Here is a 14,611-nt window from a genome sequence, read left to right as displayed (position 1 = left end):
CGCCATCACTCCTCCGCGTCCTTCTCCGGCCCGTCATAGGCGATGCCGCGGATCACGGCGGCCTTGCCGAACTTCTTGCGCAGATCGTCGATCGCGCGCTCGGCATGCGCCGCGCGGCGGTCGAGCATGTCGGTGTCGTCGTCGGCCGAGCCTGCACGCAGCGCGCTGACGCCGGCGCCCATCAGGCGGAAGGCGGTGCCGTCGATCTCCTTCGTCAGCATCTCCCGGCAGATCGAAAAGATCTTTGCCGCGAGCTGCGTCGGCGCCGTGATCGATTGCGATCGGGTGCGCTGGCGGAAATCCGCGGTCTTCAGCTTCAGCGTAACGGTGGAGCCGGCGAGCTCGCTGGTCTTCAGCCGCGAGGATGTCTTCTCGCACAGGCGCCACAAAATCTTCTCAAGCGTCGCGAAATCGCGGATGTCGCTCTCGAACGTGGTTTCGCTGGAAATGGTCTTGGCGCCGCGATCCGGCACCACGGTGCGGTCGTCGATGCCGCGCGCGAGCCGCCACAGCCTGCGGCCGTCGCTCGGGAACTGCCGCATCAGCTCGATCTCGTCGGCCCTTTGCAGATCGGCGATGGTGCGGAAGCCGCGCTGAACCAGCCGCTCCTGCGTGGCGGGGCCCACGCCGAAAATGAAGCCGACCGGCTTGTCGGCCAGCATCGTGCGCGCTTCCTCCTGGTCGAGCGTGGCAAAGCCGCGCGGCTTGTCGAGGTCGGAGGCGATCTTTGCCAAAAACTTGTTGCAGGAGAGTCCGACCGAGACGGTGATGCCGATGTCGCGCTCGACGTCGCGGGCAAAGCGCGCCAGCACCTTGGCCGGGATCATGCCGTGGACGCGCTCGGTGCCGGAGAGATCGAGGAACGCCTCGTCGATCGACAGCGGCTCGACCAGCGGCGTCAGCGCCTGCATGGCGTGGCGCACCTCGCGGCCGACGCGAACGTATTTTGCCATGTCGGGCGGGATGACGGTCGCGTGCGGGCACGCTTCGAGCGCCCTATACATCGGCATCGCCGAGCGCACGCCAAAAGTGCGCGCGATGTAGCAGGCGGCCGAGACCACGCCGCGCTTTCCGCCGCCGATGATGACCGGCTTGTCGGCGATATCAGGATTGTCGCGCTTCTCCACGGTCGCGTAGAACGCGTCGCAGTCGATATGGGCGATGGTGAGCGCGGCGAGCGTGCGGTGGCGGACGAGGCGAGGGGAACCGCACCTCGTGCAGCGCCGCGCCGCCACATCGAGATCGGCGAGACAGTCCCGGCAGAAGCAGGCAGGTCCGGCCGGATCGGCGGCGCTCACGGCGCGTCGCGCTCCCAGTGCGGGTCGCCCAGCGCGTCTCCGAGAACTTGCCGGGCGGCGGCGATGTTGGTCGGATGGAGTTGCGAAACACTCGCAAAAGCCTTCACCGTGGCATCGTCGCGCAGCACGAAATCGAGCACGCTGATCAGGAAATTCGGGTCGCTGGCGGCGCTGCGCAGGGTCTCCGGGCCAATGCCTGTCTCAGCCAGGAACAGGCCCAGCCTTTCAGGCTCGCCCGCAACGAAAGACAGGGCCTGAATCGCAACGATTTCAGCGACTTCGCGGGGGTTTTGAACAGGCTTTTTCAAGGGGGCGGTTTGCCTTTCCGTTAACTTTCAGTGTCTACTTTGAGAATCATCATGCCCGAGTCTCGCAAGGCCAGACAAGCAAGCGGCAACCAATCGCAGAAAGTTGGGCCTCGGGTTTAACGAAACTAGAGCGAATCTGGAGCTAGTTTGAATCCAGTTTTCGAAGCGCCATCGAGAGGCGCCTGAGGCGCCGCAGATGTCAAACAGATCTCCTGGAAGTGGGGAGTTGCGGGATGGCTAAGACCGTCCTGATCGTGGAAGACAACGAGCTCAACATGAAGCTCTTCCGCGACCTGTTGGAGGCGCATGGCTACCAGACCTCGGGCACCAGCAATGGCTACGAGGCGCTCGATCTCGTTCGCAAGATGCGTCCCGACCTCGTCCTGATGGACATCCAGTTGCCGCAGGTCTCGGGTCTGGAGGTGACGCGCTGGATCAAGGACGATCCGGAACTGCGCAACATTCCCGTCGTCGCGGTCACGGCCTTCGCGATGAAAGGCGACGAAGAACGCATCCGCGAGGGCGGCTGCGAGGCTTATCTTTCCAAGCCGATTTCAGTCGGCAAGTTCATTGAGACGGTCCGGCGTTTTATCGGGTAGGGAGTCAATTGCAGTGTCCGCGCGTATCCTCGTCGTCGATGACGTCCCTGCCAACGTCAAGCTTTTGGAAGCCCGTCTCTCGGCCGAATATTTCGATGTGATGACGGCGTCGAACGGCGCTGAGGCGCTGGCAATGTCCCGCCGCGCCGAATGCGACATCATCCTGCTCGACGTCATGATGCCCGACATGGACGGCTTTGAGGTCTGCCGCCGCTTGAAGTCCGATCCGGCGACGCACCACATTCCCGTCGTGATGGTGACCGCGCTCGACAGTCCCGCCGACCGCGTGCGCGGTTTGGAAGCGGGTGCCGACGACTTCCTCACAAAACCCGTGTCCGACGTCGTGCTGATCGCGCGCGTGCGTTCGCTGACGCGGCTGAAGATGATGACCGACGAGCTGCGCATGCGCGCCATCACTTCGCTCGAGATCGGGGTGCAGGCGCCGGAGCGCAACGCGGTCACCGACACCGGCAAGGGCGGGCGCATCCTGCTGGTCGACGACCGGCAGTCGTCCTATGAGCGGCTGGCGACGTTGCTTGCGTCCGAGCACACGGTCGATGTCGAGCCGAATCCGACGGAGGCGCTGTTCCACGCCGCCGAGGGCAATTACGACCTGCTGATCGTCTCGCTCGACCTCAACAATTTCGATGGGCTTCGGCTGTGCAGCCAGGCGCGCTCGCTCGAGCGGACGCGCCACGTGCCGATCCTCGCCGTCGCCGAAGCCGAGAGCGGCACGCGGCTGCTGCGCGGGCTCGAGATCGGCGTCAACGATTATCTCCTGCGCCCGGTCGACAAGAATGAGCTTTTGGCGCGCGCCCGCACGCAAATTCGCCGCCGCCGCTACACCGATCATCTGCGCGACAATGTGCAGAACTCGATCGAGGCTGCCATCACCGACGCGCTGACCGGCCTGCACAACCGCCGCTACATGGAGAGCCATCTGGCGACGCTCGCCGAGCAGGCCTCGACGCGCGGCAAGCCGCTCGCGCTGATGATTCTGGACATCGACTATTTCAAGTCGATCAATGACAATTACGGCCACGACGCCGGCGACGACGTGCTGCGCGAATTCGCCGTGCGGGTGCGAAAATCGATCCGCGGCATCGATCTCGCGTGCCGATACGGCGGCGAGGAGTTCGTCATCGTGATGCCGGAGACGGATCTGCACGTCGCCGGCATGGTCGCCGAGCGCCTGCGCCGCTCGATCGCGGGCGAGCCCTTTGCCGTCCACAAGGGCACCAAGCGGATCGAGGTCACGATCTCGATCGGGCTGACGACGCTGGAGCAGAAGGGCGAGGCGGTCGCCGACGTCCTCAAGCGCGCCGACACCGCGCTCTACCGCGCCAAGCACGACGGCCGCAATCGCGTGGTGTCACAGGCGGCGTAATGCGGCTGACGGACGGGCACGCGCCCGCCACAGATTCCGTTGTCATGCTCCGCGCAGGCGGGGCATCCAGTACGCCGCGGCTTCTCGGCTCTACTCTCGCTGTCTCTGGAATACTGGATCACCCGCTTTCGCGGGTGATGACAGTTGTGTGCGTGGAAGCAGCGACAGACTCTCGCTCAGCAAAGGGCGCCCGGCCTTACGCGGCGCCCTTGGTCTCCTGGATCGCGCGCCAGACACGTTCCGACGTCAACGGCATGTCGAGATGCTTGATGCCGTAGTCCGAGAGCGCGTCGAGCACGGCATTCACCACGGTCGACATGCTGCCGGCGCAGCCGGCTTCGCCGCAGCCCTTGGTGCCCAGCGGATTGCTCTTGGCCGGCACCGGATGGTCGCCGACCGTCATTGCGGGGATATCCTCGGCGCGCGGCAGCGCGTAGTCGAGCAGCGAGCCGGTGACCGGCTGGCCGCTCTCGTCATATTGGATCTGCTCCATCAGCGCTTGGCCGATACCCTGCGCGACGCCGCCATGGAGCTGGCCCGCGACCAGCATCGGGTTGATGACCGTGCCAAAATCGTTGACGCCGGTATAGCGCACGATCTGCACCACGCCGGTGTCCGGATCGACCTCGACCTCGGCGACGTGGCAGCCGTTGGGGAAGGCCGACGGCACCGGCTCGGTGGTGTGGTCGACGTCGAGCGTATCGGGCACGCCCTCCGGCACCTTGCCGTCGTGCAGGCGTTTTGCGAGCTCCATGATGTCGATGCTGCGGTCGGTGCCGGCGATGGTGAAACTGCCGTCGGCGAATTCGATGTCGGCTTCGGACGCCTCGAGCATGTGCGCCGCAGCGCGCTTGCCCTTCTCGATCACGAGTTTCGAGGCCTGCACGATCGCCATGCCGCTGGCCGTGATCGAGCGCGAGCCGCCGGTGCCGTTGCCGGTGTGCACGATGTCGCTGTCGCCCTGCACCAGCTTGACGCTCTCGAAGGGGACGCCGAGCTGTGCGCAAAGCACCTGCGCGAAGGCCGAGGCATGGCCCTGGCCGTAGTCGAGCGTGCCGGTGACGAGCTGTACCGAACCGTCAGGATCGAACACGATCTTGCCGAGCTCGACGCCGGGAGGTGCGGTAACCTCGAGATAGGAGCCGACGGCGATGCCGCGCAGCTTGCCGGCCTTCTTGCTCTCCTTCTTGCGCCTGGCAAAGCTCTCGTAGTCGGAGATCTCCAGCGCCTTGTTGAACACGGCCTGGAAGTCGCCGCTGTCATAGGTGACGCCGGAGGAGGCGGGGAACGGCATCTGGTTCGGCTTGATGAAGTTGCGCTTGCGCAGCGTCAGCCGGTTGATGCCCATCTCGTCGGCGGCTTTGTCGATCAGGCGTTCCATATAGTAGTTCGCCTCGGGTCGGCCGGCACCGCGATAGGCGCCCATCAGCGTGGTGTTGGTGAGGACCACCTTGATGTCAATGCCCATCAGCGGCGTGCGATAGACGCTGGAAAAGTTCTTGCCGGTGTTGAGCGAGAGGGGCCCGGGCGCAACGCCGGTGATGTAGGCGCCGACATTGCCGTAACCACACAGTTTCGTCGCCAGGAAATGTCCTTCGGCGTCGAGCGCGAGCTCGGCATGGATTTTTTGCGCGCGGCCGTGGCTGTCGGAGAGGAAGCTGGTCGAGCGCTCATCGAGCCACTTCACCGGGCGCCCGAGCTCCTTCGCGGCGAACAGGATGCACATATATTCGGGATAGTTGATGTTCTTCATGCCGAAGGAGCCGCCGACATTGCCGGTCAGCAGGTGCACCTTCTCGTTCGGCACTTTCAGGTTCTTGGCGAGGTTGGCGCGGTTGCCGGCGACGCCCTGCGTCGGCACCTGGATGGTGTAGCGCTCGGTCTTCTTGTCATACGACGCAAGCCCGACGCGCGGCTCCATCGACACCACGGCAACGCGCGTGTTCTCGATGTCTAGCTTGGTCACATGGGCGGCGCTGGCGAAGGCCGCGTTCACCTTTTCCACGTCGCCATAGTGGTAGTCGAGCGCGACGTTGTTCGGGATATGGTCGTAGAGCAGCGGCGCGCCGGGCTGTGCGGCCTGTTCCGGATCGGTGACCGCCGGCAACGGCTCGACATCGACCGCGACGGCTTCGGCCGCATCGCGCGCCTGCGCCAGCGTTTCGGCCACCACGAAGGCGACGGGGTCGCCGACGAAGCGGACCTTGTCGGCGGCCAGCGCCATGCGGTTGGTCTGGAGCAGCGGCGTGCCGTCGCGGCTCTTCAGCGGCAAGCCGCAGGTGAAAGGGCCATAGCCAGCGGCGTTGAGGTCCGTTCCAGTCCACACGCCCAGCACGCCCGGCATCGCCTTAGCGGCCGCGGTGTCGATGCCGCGGATCACGCCATGGGCATGGGTCGAGCGGACGACATAGGCATAGGCCTGGGCGGGCAGGTTGAAATCGTCGGTATAGCGGCCCTTGCCGCGCACCAGGGTATCGTCCTCCTTGCGTCGGACCGGCTGGCCGACACCATATTTTTGCAGTGCAATAGCGTTATCGAGCGAGGACGATTTGGTGTGTTCTTGCATGGAAATGACCTAAAAAGCCGACATTTGCGCGTCGCGCGCGGGTCTTACGGACCTGACCTTAACCAGATAACGCACCGATCCCCCCGGGACAACGGACGAAAGGGCATGGTCCTGTTGCGCTGACTTGCCGCGCTGCTAATGTTTCCGGCGAATAATCAATTCCGGATCGGCCCTTTCGGGGCCGTGGAAAGACAGTTTGTATGAATGACCACATGCCGCTCCGCGACGGCGCTCAGCCGCGCGGGGAGCCGCAGGGGTCGATGGTGTCGGCAGCGCTGGCTGCCGAACCGGTGACTTCAGCGAATGGGGCGGGAACCGGCGTCTATGCGGCGCTGGATCTCGGCACCAACAACTGCAGGCTGCTGATCGCCTGTCCGACCCATGACGGCTTTCGCGTCGTCGATTCCTTTTCGCGGATCATCCGGCTCGGCGAGGGCATTTCGGCGACCGGCAGCATCAGCGACGCCGCGATCGAGCGCGCCATCGCCGCGCTCAGCATCTGCCGCGACAAGATCAACCTGCGGAAGGCGCGGCGGCTACGGCTGATCGCCACGGAAGCCTGCCGCGCGGCCTCCAACGCCGAAGGGTTCCGCAGCCGGGTCGCGGCCGAAACCGGCATCGAGCTCGAGGTGATCGACCGCGAGACCGAGGCGGCGCTCGCCGTGCTCGGCTGCTCGCCGCTGGTCGACCCAAAAGGGCGCGGCGCGATCCTTTTCGACATCGGCGGCGGCTCGACCGAGCTGGTCCGCATCGAGCGCGATCCCGCTGACGAAAATCCGCAGCCGCGCATAAAAGCCTGGATGTCGATCCCGCTGGGCGTGGTGACGCTTGCCGAGCAGTTTGGCGGCCGCGACGTGACGCCGGCGATCTATGCGCAGATGGAGCAGGAGGTCGCGAACCACGTGGCACCCTTTGCCGGGGAGCATGGCCGCGATCTCGCTGACATGCACCTGTTGGGCACATCGGGTACGGTGACGACGCTCGCCGGCATCCATCTCAACCTCGCGCGCTATGACCGCCGGCGCATCGACAGCATCTGGATGGACGATGCCGACATCAGTGCGACCATCAACCGGCTGCTCGGCATGAGCTACGAAGAACGTGCCGGCAACAATTGCATCAGCGTCGAGCGCGCCGATCTGGTGCTGGCAGGCTGCGCGATTCTCGATGCAATCCGCCGCGCCTTTCCGTTGCCGCGCCTGCGCGTCGCCGACCGGGGCCTGCGCGAAGGCATGCTGGTCGAGATGATGCGCGAGGACGGCGCGCTCAGGAGCTGGTGAGATGGCGAAAGACACCACCGGCCGCTTGCACGTCCAGGTCAAGACCGGCGGCAAGCGAAAGCTGTCGTCAAAGCTCTGGCTCGAGCGCCAGCTCAACGATCCCTATGTCGCGAAGGCCAAGGCGGCGGGCTATCGCTCGCGCGCGGCGTTCAAGCTGCTTGAGATCGATGACAAGTATCATCTGCTGAAGCAGGGAATGGCTGTGGTCGATCTCGGTGCCGCGCCCGGCGGCTGGAGCCAGATCGCGGCGAAGCGCGTCGGTTCTGTGGACGGCAAGGGCAAGGTCGTCGCGATCGACCTGTTGGAGATGCCGGAGATTCCCGGCGTCGATTTCGCCCAGCTCGACTTCATGGCCAATGACGCGCCTGAGAAGCTCACCGCCATGCTGGGCGGCGGCGCCGACATCGTGATGTCCGACATGGCCGCCAACACCACAGGCCACCGCAAGACCGACCAGCTCCGCATCGTCGGCCTGGTCGAGACCGCCGCTGCGTTTGCCTGCGACGTGCTTAAGCCCGGCGGCGCCTTTCTCGCCAAGACGTTCCAGAGCGGCGCCGACGCCGAGCTGCTCGCCCAGCTCAAGCGCGACTTTGCCACCGTGCGTCACGTGAAGCCGGCCGCAAGCCGCCAGGATTCATCCGAGCGCTACGTGCTGGCGACGGGGTTTCGAGGGCAGGCGAAGGCGTAGCTTCACACTCTGCAGCCGCCCCGGGCAAGTGCAGTTGCTGACAATGCGTAGCGTTGTCCGGTAGCGCGGACTGATCCGGACCGCGCGAGCGCTTGCGCTCGTCGCGGTAACCACAGGCAGCAGTTTGCCAATTCAAGGACGTTCAACGAGCAATGGCAGCACGTTTTCACCGCCTGCCATCTGAGGATTTGACGGCTCGAAATGCTCTCGCCGTTCCCGCCTCCGAACGAGCAGGCTCGCGTCGAGAAACGCATCCCTCACACTTGTCGCTTGCCTTAGCGCAACGTTGAAAAAAGCGTCGCCGAAATAGGTCCACTTGGCCTTGTCCTGACAGCCGAACGAAGAATGATGGGCATCGGCCGCGGTGATGACCAGCACATCGGGATTCGCGAGGCGTGGGATGAAAACTCCAGAATAACAGGCAGAGATGACCACTACCTTGTGTCGCACGCCCGTTTTCGCGAGCATGTCAGCGAGACGGGACGGCGTAAGCGTTTGCGTGAGCCGCCCCGCCTTGATTGCAAGGCCATCGGGAGAGCCATGCGAGGTGAGAATCAAAAAGAGAACATCTTTCTCGGGATCTAGGCGGCTGGCCACAATCTGCAACGAGCTAGCCAGGGCCTCGATCGTCGCATGTCCGCCCTTCTTTGAATTGTACTGTAGGTCGATCGAGGCAGTCTCAAAACGGGCCGCTACGACCTGAGCGGCGCCAGTCGCCTCGGCTCTAAACACGCCTTGATCGCCGAAAAGGCCAAAGGACACCACGCCAACCTTTCGGGCATCCTCAATAGCGCGTACCGGCGAAACCAGCCCGACGATCAAAATCAATGCGACGAACGGCGCGCCGAGCCGGCTGATCCAAGACCCTGAGGTCATGCATACCCCGCTGCGAGATGGCCGCCACAGAGCTGCGGCCCAATAGAAGACAGGCGAACTACAGCGAATTTGCATGGCTCGCAATGTTATCTCTCCGACCGCGCTCATGCTTCGCCGCTCCCCCTTGACCGCCACGCCGGCCGGACTCGTCCGAGCGTTGGGGGCGGGGTGAAGAAGTAGCCGCATACTTCGCCGTCGTCCCGGCCAGCCCGACATTTGAACCAACCCCCGATCCGGCCACACCAAGATCAGGCAACCAATTGCCTGTGTGGCCCCGGACGCCCGAATGCATTTCTTCATCTATGAGGTCGGTTATCGCATGGTCGCGCTCGCGGCGTGCATCTACTGCGGCCGCAGGGTGTGGTACGGCGCGGTCGAGCGAAAAATCACGATGTACAACACGGATTGGTGGGACTGGTGGACGCCGGACCTCGTGTTTCAGCGCGACGCCATGCCGATCCGCTACTGGATGACGATGGTGATGGCGGCGGGCGGCACGGTCCTGTGCTTCCTGGCTACGATCCTCGGATACTACCAGCCGGGCACCTGAGCATCGGCTAATCCCGCGATGAACTTGATCGGGAGATGCGCGACTTATCCTGTGACCGGATCAAGGGAACAGGACGATGAAGCGTAGGGCATTTTGGATCGGCCTGCTCGTGGCCGCCAGTCTCGGCTTCTGCAGTGCGGCGACCGCCGCGCAGCCGGCGGCTCCGCCCGCGGGTTACGCGATCGCAGAGAAGCACACCAAGACATCGCCCGACGGCGCGACGACGATCGAGCAATATCTGAACCAGGAGACCGACGACTGGAAATGGCTGTTCTGGGCCCGCCGGGCGGGCACGTTCGCGCTGCTTGATCCGGAGCCTGCCGGCTACGCTGCGGCCTTTGTCTTCACCAATGACCAGAACTGGATCGTTCGCCTGCAAAAGACCGGCTCGGGCGAGCAGTCGCTCTATCTGTATCGCTTCACGCCACAGGGCTATGCGAGCGCGACCAAGAAGCCGCTCGGTGACCTCGCCTGGGCCTATATGAAGACCAGGCCGGAGTGGCGAAAGGTTGTGAAGGCGCCGGAGTATCACGAGGCGGCCTATCTGTGGGAAGGGTTTGAAGACAACTATCGCAAGCTCGGCGTCGATTGGCCGGCGAACCGCTATCTTGTGATCGGCCTGTCGGGGGATGCCGACGTCAAGCGGCGCAAACCGTCGCAGACCGCTGTCGTGAACGGCTGGCGCTGCCGATATGATTTGCAGACCGGCAAGTTCGACGTGCCGCCAGCTTTTTCGCGTGACAACGCGAAAGCCGTCGTGCCGGAGTGAGCGGCGGGAGCGAGCCCAAAATTCGCCTGGCCGCCCCCACGGCCTCAGAAACCGTACTTCATTGCGCCGCGCACTCTCTGGCTTTCGACGCCGGTGATTGAGCTCGTCAGCAGATACTCCAGATCGAGGCTGAGCGCGTTGCCGACATCGGCTCTCACCGAAAGGCCGCCGGTCACGGTGTCGCGTGCGGTCGCGGTGCCGCTGAGCGTATAGCCGGAGGTCAGGCCGACGAGATCGACGTAGTTCAGACCCTGCACATATCCGCCGTCGAAGGCATGTCGCCATTCCGCGCGAACGGCCGGGGTCAGCACGCCCCAGCTTTGCAGGATCGGATAGGCGAGGCGGCCGCCGAGAACGCTGGCAACGCTGGTCGTGTTCATCTTGTCGTAGGTCAGGGCCCATGCGCTCGAGCCGGTCTCGCTGTAACCGTCGAGCGCCGCCCTCACGACATCGAGGCGGCCGTAGGACGAGAGCTTGAAGTCGTCCCATTTGGATACATGGGTCAGGCCGAGCGTGCCGAAGAGCTGGCTGCCCGCGCGCTGACCGGTCAGCATGACGTTGCCGTCGCTCGACCAGCGCTTGTTGTCGAAACGGAGCCAGCCGTAACCGCCTGCCATGTCGAGATACGTATGCGGCAGGAAGCGCCAACTCGCATAGATCGTGGCGTCAAAGCTCCGTGCGTCGATCCGCGATCCGTCGGTGCCGATCTTGGTGTTGTCGAAACCGAGCCCAAGAGCCGCGCCGGCCTTGAAGCCGTCGGCGAGGCGCCGATCGAAGCCCAGGGTCAGCCCTGAGGTGGTGAAGCGATTGTCAAAATTGTTGTCGCGCTGCAGCCGGCCGAACCCGACCGTACCGGAGGCCCAGATGTGGAACGGCAGCAGATTGGTCTTGTCGAGCGCTTCCATCGCCTGCGGCAGTGCGGCGGAGAGCTGGCTTACGGCACGGCCTGCGTCGCTCTGCATGGGCGGGCTGAGGATCGGCAAATCACCGGCATAGCCGAGCGCTTGGGTGTAGCCGAGAGCCTGCGTCATGCCGGACGGGGCGTTGAAGAGGCCGGCCGCCCGGCCGTCGATATCGAGGTTGCCGGCCGGCGCGCCATTTGCGCCTGCGCCCGTGCCGCCCGATGCAGGCCGACGATCCACCTCGGAAGGGGAGCCACCGGCGTCATCCCGGTCGTGCAGGCTTTCGAAGCGGTGGAAGATATTGCCGATCTGGGTCTGACCGAACCTCATGGCGGTGGATACCTGCGAGCCAACCAAGCCGCGCACCGCTGCGCTGGCCGTGGGATCGGAGCGCCCGACCGAGAGCGTGATCGCGCTCGACGTCGCGCCGGCATTGCTGCCATCTCCGGCGTAGACGGCGACGATCGAATGCGAGCCTGCGGCAAGCGTCGTTGCGAAAATCGCAGTTGAGCCGGAAACGCCCGCAGTGCCGAGCGCCGTCGTTCCGTCCTTGAAGGTGACGGTGCCGCCTGGGTTGGCCCCTCCCGAGAGCGTCGCCGTCAAGGTCACGGATTGGCCGGCCGCCGGTGCGCTCGACGAGCTCGAAACCGAGATTGTGGGCGCAGCCTTGCCGATCGTCACGCTGACCGCGCTCGAGGTCGCCGCGGCATTGTTGCTGTCGCCGCCATAGACCACAGTCATGGAATGCGTGCCCACCGCAAGGGTCGACGTGGCGAGCACCGCGACCGTGCCGGAAATGGTCGCAGTGCCGAGCGTCGTCGCGCCGTCCTTGAAGGTGATGGAGCCGGATGGCGATGACCCGCCGGAAAGTGTTGCCGTGAGTGTTACGGTCTGGCCTGATGTCGCCGAGCTCACCGAGCTCGACAGTGAGAGGGAGGGAGAGGCCAGCCCGACCGTCACGGTGACCGCGCTGGATGTCGCGGTGGCATTGCTGCTGTCGCCGGCATAGGCAGCGGTGATCGAATGCGTGCCGGCTGCAAGCGCCGCGCTGGAGAAGGTGGCGCTCGAGCCCGAGATCGTCGCAGTGCCAAGGACTGTCGAGCCGTCCTGGAAAGTCACTGTGCCGCTTGGCGAGGAGCCGCCGGAGATCGTTGCCGTGAAGGTCACCGACTGGCCAGCCGCCGGCGAGGTCCGCGAGGCCGACACCGCGATCGAGGGAGACGTCTTGCCGATCGTCACCGTGATGGCGCTGGATGTTGCGGTGCCATTGCTGCTGTCGCCGCTATAGGAGGCGGTGATCGAATGCGACCCGACTGCGAGCGCCGATGTGGTGAAGGTCGCGCTCGAACCCGAGATCGTTGCCGAGCCGAGTGCAGACGCGCCGTCATTGAAGGTGACGGTGCCGCCGGCGGAGGCGCCGCCGGAGAGCGTCGCCGTGAAGGTTACGGACTGGCCGACGGAGGCCGATGCCGGTGAGGCGGAGACGGCAACCGAAGGCGATGTCTTGCCGACCGTAACCGTCACGGCACTCGATGTTGCCGTGGCGTTGCTGCTGTCGCCGCCATAGACGGCGGTGATCGAATGCGTGCCGACCGCGAGCGCCGCGGTCGCGAAGGTCGCGGTCGCGCTCGAGATCATCGCCGAGCCAAGGACCGTCGAGCCGTCCTGGAAGGTCACGGTGCCGCTCGACGATGATCCGCCGGAGAGCGTCGCCGTGAACGTCAAGGACTGGCCGACGGCCGGCGAGGTCGATGACGCCGAAAGCGAGACCGAGGGTGAGGCCTGGCCGACCGTGACCGTGACCGCGCTGGAGGCGACCGTGGCGTTGTTGCTGTCGCCGCCATAGACGGCGGTGATCGCATGCGTCCCCACCGTGAAGGCGGCGGTTGCAAAGGTCGCGGTCGAGCTCGAAATCGTGGCGGAGCCGAGCACCGTGGAGCCATCCTGGAAGGTCACGGTGCCGCTCGGCGATGAGCCGCCGGAGAGCGTTGCGGTGAAGGTCACGGACTGACCCACGGTCGGCGAAAGCGAGGAGCTCGAAATCGCGACCGCGGGCGAGATCTTGGCGACGGTAACGGTGATTGCGCTCGACGCCGCCGTAGCATTGCTGCCGTCGCCACCATAGACGGCTGTGATCGTGTGTGAGCCGACCGCGAGCGCGGATGCCGCGAAGGTCGCGGTCGAACCTGAGATCGTCGCGGTGCCAAGGGTTGTGGAGCCGTCCTTGAAGGTCACGGTGCCGCTTGGCGAAGACCCGCCGGAGAGTGTCGCGGTCAAGGTTACCATGTCGCCGAGCGTCGGCGAGAGCGAGGAGCTTGACAGTGAGATCGAGAGCGATGCCTGGCCGACCGCCACCGTGACAGGGTTGGACGTCGCGCCGGCATTGTGGCTGTCACCGCCATAGACGGCGGTGACCGTGTGCGATCCGGTCGACAGCGACGACACCGTCAGCATCGCAGCCGATCCGGAAATGGTGCCGGAGCCGAGCGAGGTGGCGCCGTCATAGAAGGTGATGGAGCCGGTCGGCGAGGCGCCGCCGCTGAGCGAGGCGACGAGGGTCACAGAGGAGCCCGAGCTGATCGATGTGGAAGATGCACTCAAGGCGACAGTCGGCGTATCCTGCGTGATGGTCACGGTCACCGAGCCCGACGTCGCCGACGCATTGTTGGCATCGCCACCGTAGCTCGCCGTGATGGTGTGCGTTCCCACCGGGAGTGACGATAGCAACAGGATCGCGGTGGTCCCGGAGACAGTCGCGCTGCCGAGCGGGGTCGCGCCTTCCAGAAAGGTCACGGAGCCGGTCGCCGAGACGGCGCCGGACAAGGTTGCGACCAGCGCCACCGACGAGCCATAGCTCGCCGAGGACGGCGAGGCGACGAGTGCCAGGGTCGGCGTGGTCTGCGCCACCGTCACGGTGGCCCCGCTGCTCGTCGTCGCGGAATTGTTGTTGGCATCGCCGCCGTAGCTCGCCGTGATCGTATGCGAGCCGGCCGGAAGCGAGCTGGTCGCCAGGCTTGCCGTGGTCCCCGTGATGGACGCCGTGCCGATCGGGGTTGCGCCATCGTAGAAGGTGACCGTTCCGCTTGCCGAGGCGCCGCCGCTCACGGTCGCCGTCAGCATCACCGAGTTGCCGTAGGTCGCTGAAGACGGCAACGCCGAGATGGACAGCGTCGGCGAGGCCTTATCAATCGTGATCTGATAGGTGATCCTGGCACCGAGGCCGCCATTTATGACGACTGCGTCGGCAGGATAGGTGCTTGGCGGGGCTTCGTCGATCTCAACGATTGTGCTGTAAGTGCCCGCCAGCGTGGGCGTGCCACTGAGGAGAGCCGTGCATGTGACGTCGCCAGGATTCGTCGTGCTCATGAACAAGAGCGTCGACGGCACG

The 14,611-nt window shown here is 65.0% G+C and carries 11 protein-coding genes; 6 read left to right on the top strand and 5 right to left on the bottom strand.

Going from position 1 to position 14,611, the window contains the following annotated elements; translation table 11 throughout:
* Positions 1–5: 5 nt before the first annotated feature.
* Together JQ632_RS21215 and JQ632_RS21210 are read right to left on the bottom strand one after the other, a co-directional pair.
* A complete protein-coding gene (locus JQ632_RS21215; protein WP_212404522.1) occupies positions 6–1,298 on the bottom strand; it encodes a DNA polymerase IV in 1,293 nt (430 codons plus the stop codon).
* Positions 1,295–1,606, bottom strand: a complete 312-nt coding sequence (locus JQ632_RS21210) for a DUF3572 domain-containing protein (RefSeq protein WP_212404521.1) — start codon at positions 1,604–1,606, stop codon at positions 1,295–1,297. The genes JQ632_RS21215 and JQ632_RS21210 overlap by 4 nt, the downstream gene beginning before the upstream one ends.
* Positions 1,607–1,839: 233 nt before the next feature.
* Between JQ632_RS21210 and JQ632_RS21205 the strand changes: the two genes are divergently transcribed.
* Together JQ632_RS21205 and JQ632_RS21200 are read left to right on the top strand one after the other, a co-directional pair.
* A complete protein-coding gene (locus JQ632_RS21205) occupies positions 1,840–2,205 on the top strand; it encodes a response regulator (RefSeq protein WP_027523000.1) in 366 nt (121 codons plus the stop codon).
* Between the two features lie 13 nt (positions 2,206–2,218).
* Positions 2,219–3,592, top strand: a complete 1,374-nt coding sequence (locus tag JQ632_RS21200) for a PleD family two-component system response regulator (RefSeq protein ID WP_212404520.1) — start codon at positions 2,219–2,221, stop codon at positions 3,590–3,592.
* Between the two features lie 196 nt (positions 3,593–3,788).
* On the opposite strand, the gene JQ632_RS21195 is transcribed toward JQ632_RS21200, so the two are convergent.
* Positions 3,789–6,158: a xanthine dehydrogenase family protein molybdopterin-binding subunit gene (locus tag JQ632_RS21195; protein ID WP_212404519.1), complete on the bottom strand. Its 2,370-nt coding sequence runs from the start codon at positions 6,156–6,158 to the stop codon at positions 3,789–3,791.
* Between the two features lie 200 nt (positions 6,159–6,358).
* Here JQ632_RS21195 and JQ632_RS21190 point away from each other — a divergent pair, with 200 nt between their 5' ends.
* Both JQ632_RS21190 and JQ632_RS21185 read left to right on the top strand, forming a co-directional pair.
* Complete coding sequence (locus JQ632_RS21190) at positions 6,359–7,438, top strand: Ppx/GppA phosphatase family protein (RefSeq protein ID WP_212404518.1); 1,080 nt, start codon at positions 6,359–6,361, stop codon at positions 7,436–7,438.
* 1 nt (position 7,439) lies between these two features.
* Complete coding sequence (locus JQ632_RS21185; RefSeq protein WP_212404517.1) at positions 7,440–8,126, top strand: RlmE family RNA methyltransferase; 687 nt, start codon at positions 7,440–7,442, stop codon at positions 8,124–8,126.
* Between the two features lie 132 nt (positions 8,127–8,258).
* Here JQ632_RS21185 and JQ632_RS21180 read toward each other — a convergent pair whose 3' ends face one another.
* Complete coding sequence (locus JQ632_RS21180; protein WP_212404516.1) at positions 8,259–9,002, bottom strand: C13 family peptidase; 744 nt, start codon at positions 9,000–9,002, stop codon at positions 8,259–8,261.
* A gap of 286 nt (positions 9,003–9,288) precedes the next feature.
* Between JQ632_RS21180 and JQ632_RS21175 the strand changes: the two genes are divergently transcribed.
* Complete coding sequence (locus JQ632_RS21175) at positions 9,289–9,552, top strand: hypothetical protein (RefSeq protein ID WP_212404515.1); 264 nt, start codon at positions 9,289–9,291, stop codon at positions 9,550–9,552.
* A gap of 76 nt (positions 9,553–9,628) precedes the next feature.
* On the top strand, positions 9,629–10,321 hold the full coding sequence (locus JQ632_RS21170) for a hypothetical protein (protein WP_212404514.1): 693 nt from the start codon (positions 9,629–9,631) through the stop codon (positions 10,319–10,321).
* 44 nt (positions 10,322–10,365) lie between these two features.
* Here JQ632_RS21170 and JQ632_RS21165 read toward each other — a convergent pair whose 3' ends face one another.
* Positions 10,366–14,589 carry an Ig-like domain repeat protein gene (locus JQ632_RS21165; protein WP_212404513.1) on the bottom strand — a complete coding sequence of 1,408 codons (4,224 nt, stop codon included), beginning with the start codon at positions 14,587–14,589 and terminating at the stop codon, positions 10,366–10,368.
* Positions 14,590–14,611: the final 22 nt, after the last annotated feature.

It is taken from the genome of Bradyrhizobium liaoningense (genome assembly GCF_018130955.1).
Taxonomy (GTDB): domain Bacteria; phylum Pseudomonadota; class Alphaproteobacteria; order Rhizobiales; family Xanthobacteraceae; genus Bradyrhizobium; species Bradyrhizobium liaoningense_C.
This window is presented reverse-complemented; position numbering and strand designations above follow the sequence as displayed.

What these genes read in the sequence shown, in the direction of transcription:
- JQ632_RS21205 (WP_027523000.1), top strand. Translation starts at nt 1,840, where the DNA reads ATGGCTAAGACCGTCCTGATCGTGGAAGACAACGAGCTCAACATGAAG.
- JQ632_RS21195 (WP_212404519.1), bottom strand. Translation starts at nt 6,158, where the DNA reads ATGCAAGAACACACCAAATCGTCCTCGCTCGATAACGCTATTGCACTG.
- JQ632_RS21190 (WP_212404518.1), top strand. Translation starts at nt 6,359, where the DNA reads ATGAATGACCACATGCCGCTCCGCGACGGCGCTCAGCCGCGCGGGGAG.
- JQ632_RS21185 (WP_212404517.1), top strand. Translation starts at nt 7,440, where the DNA reads ATGGCGAAAGACACCACCGGCCGCTTGCACGTCCAGGTCAAGACCGGC.
- JQ632_RS21180 (WP_212404516.1), bottom strand. Translation starts at nt 9,002, where the DNA reads ATGACCTCAGGGTCTTGGATCAGCCGGCTCGGCGCGCCGTTCGTCGCA.
- JQ632_RS21175 (WP_212404515.1), top strand. Translation starts at nt 9,289, where the DNA reads ATGCATTTCTTCATCTATGAGGTCGGTTATCGCATGGTCGCGCTCGCG.
- JQ632_RS21170 (WP_212404514.1), top strand. Translation starts at nt 9,629, where the DNA reads ATGAAGCGTAGGGCATTTTGGATCGGCCTGCTCGTGGCCGCCAGTCTC.
- JQ632_RS21165 (WP_212404513.1), bottom strand. Translation starts at nt 14,589, where the DNA reads ATGAGCACGACGAATCCTGGCGACGTCACATGCACGGCTCTCCTCAGT.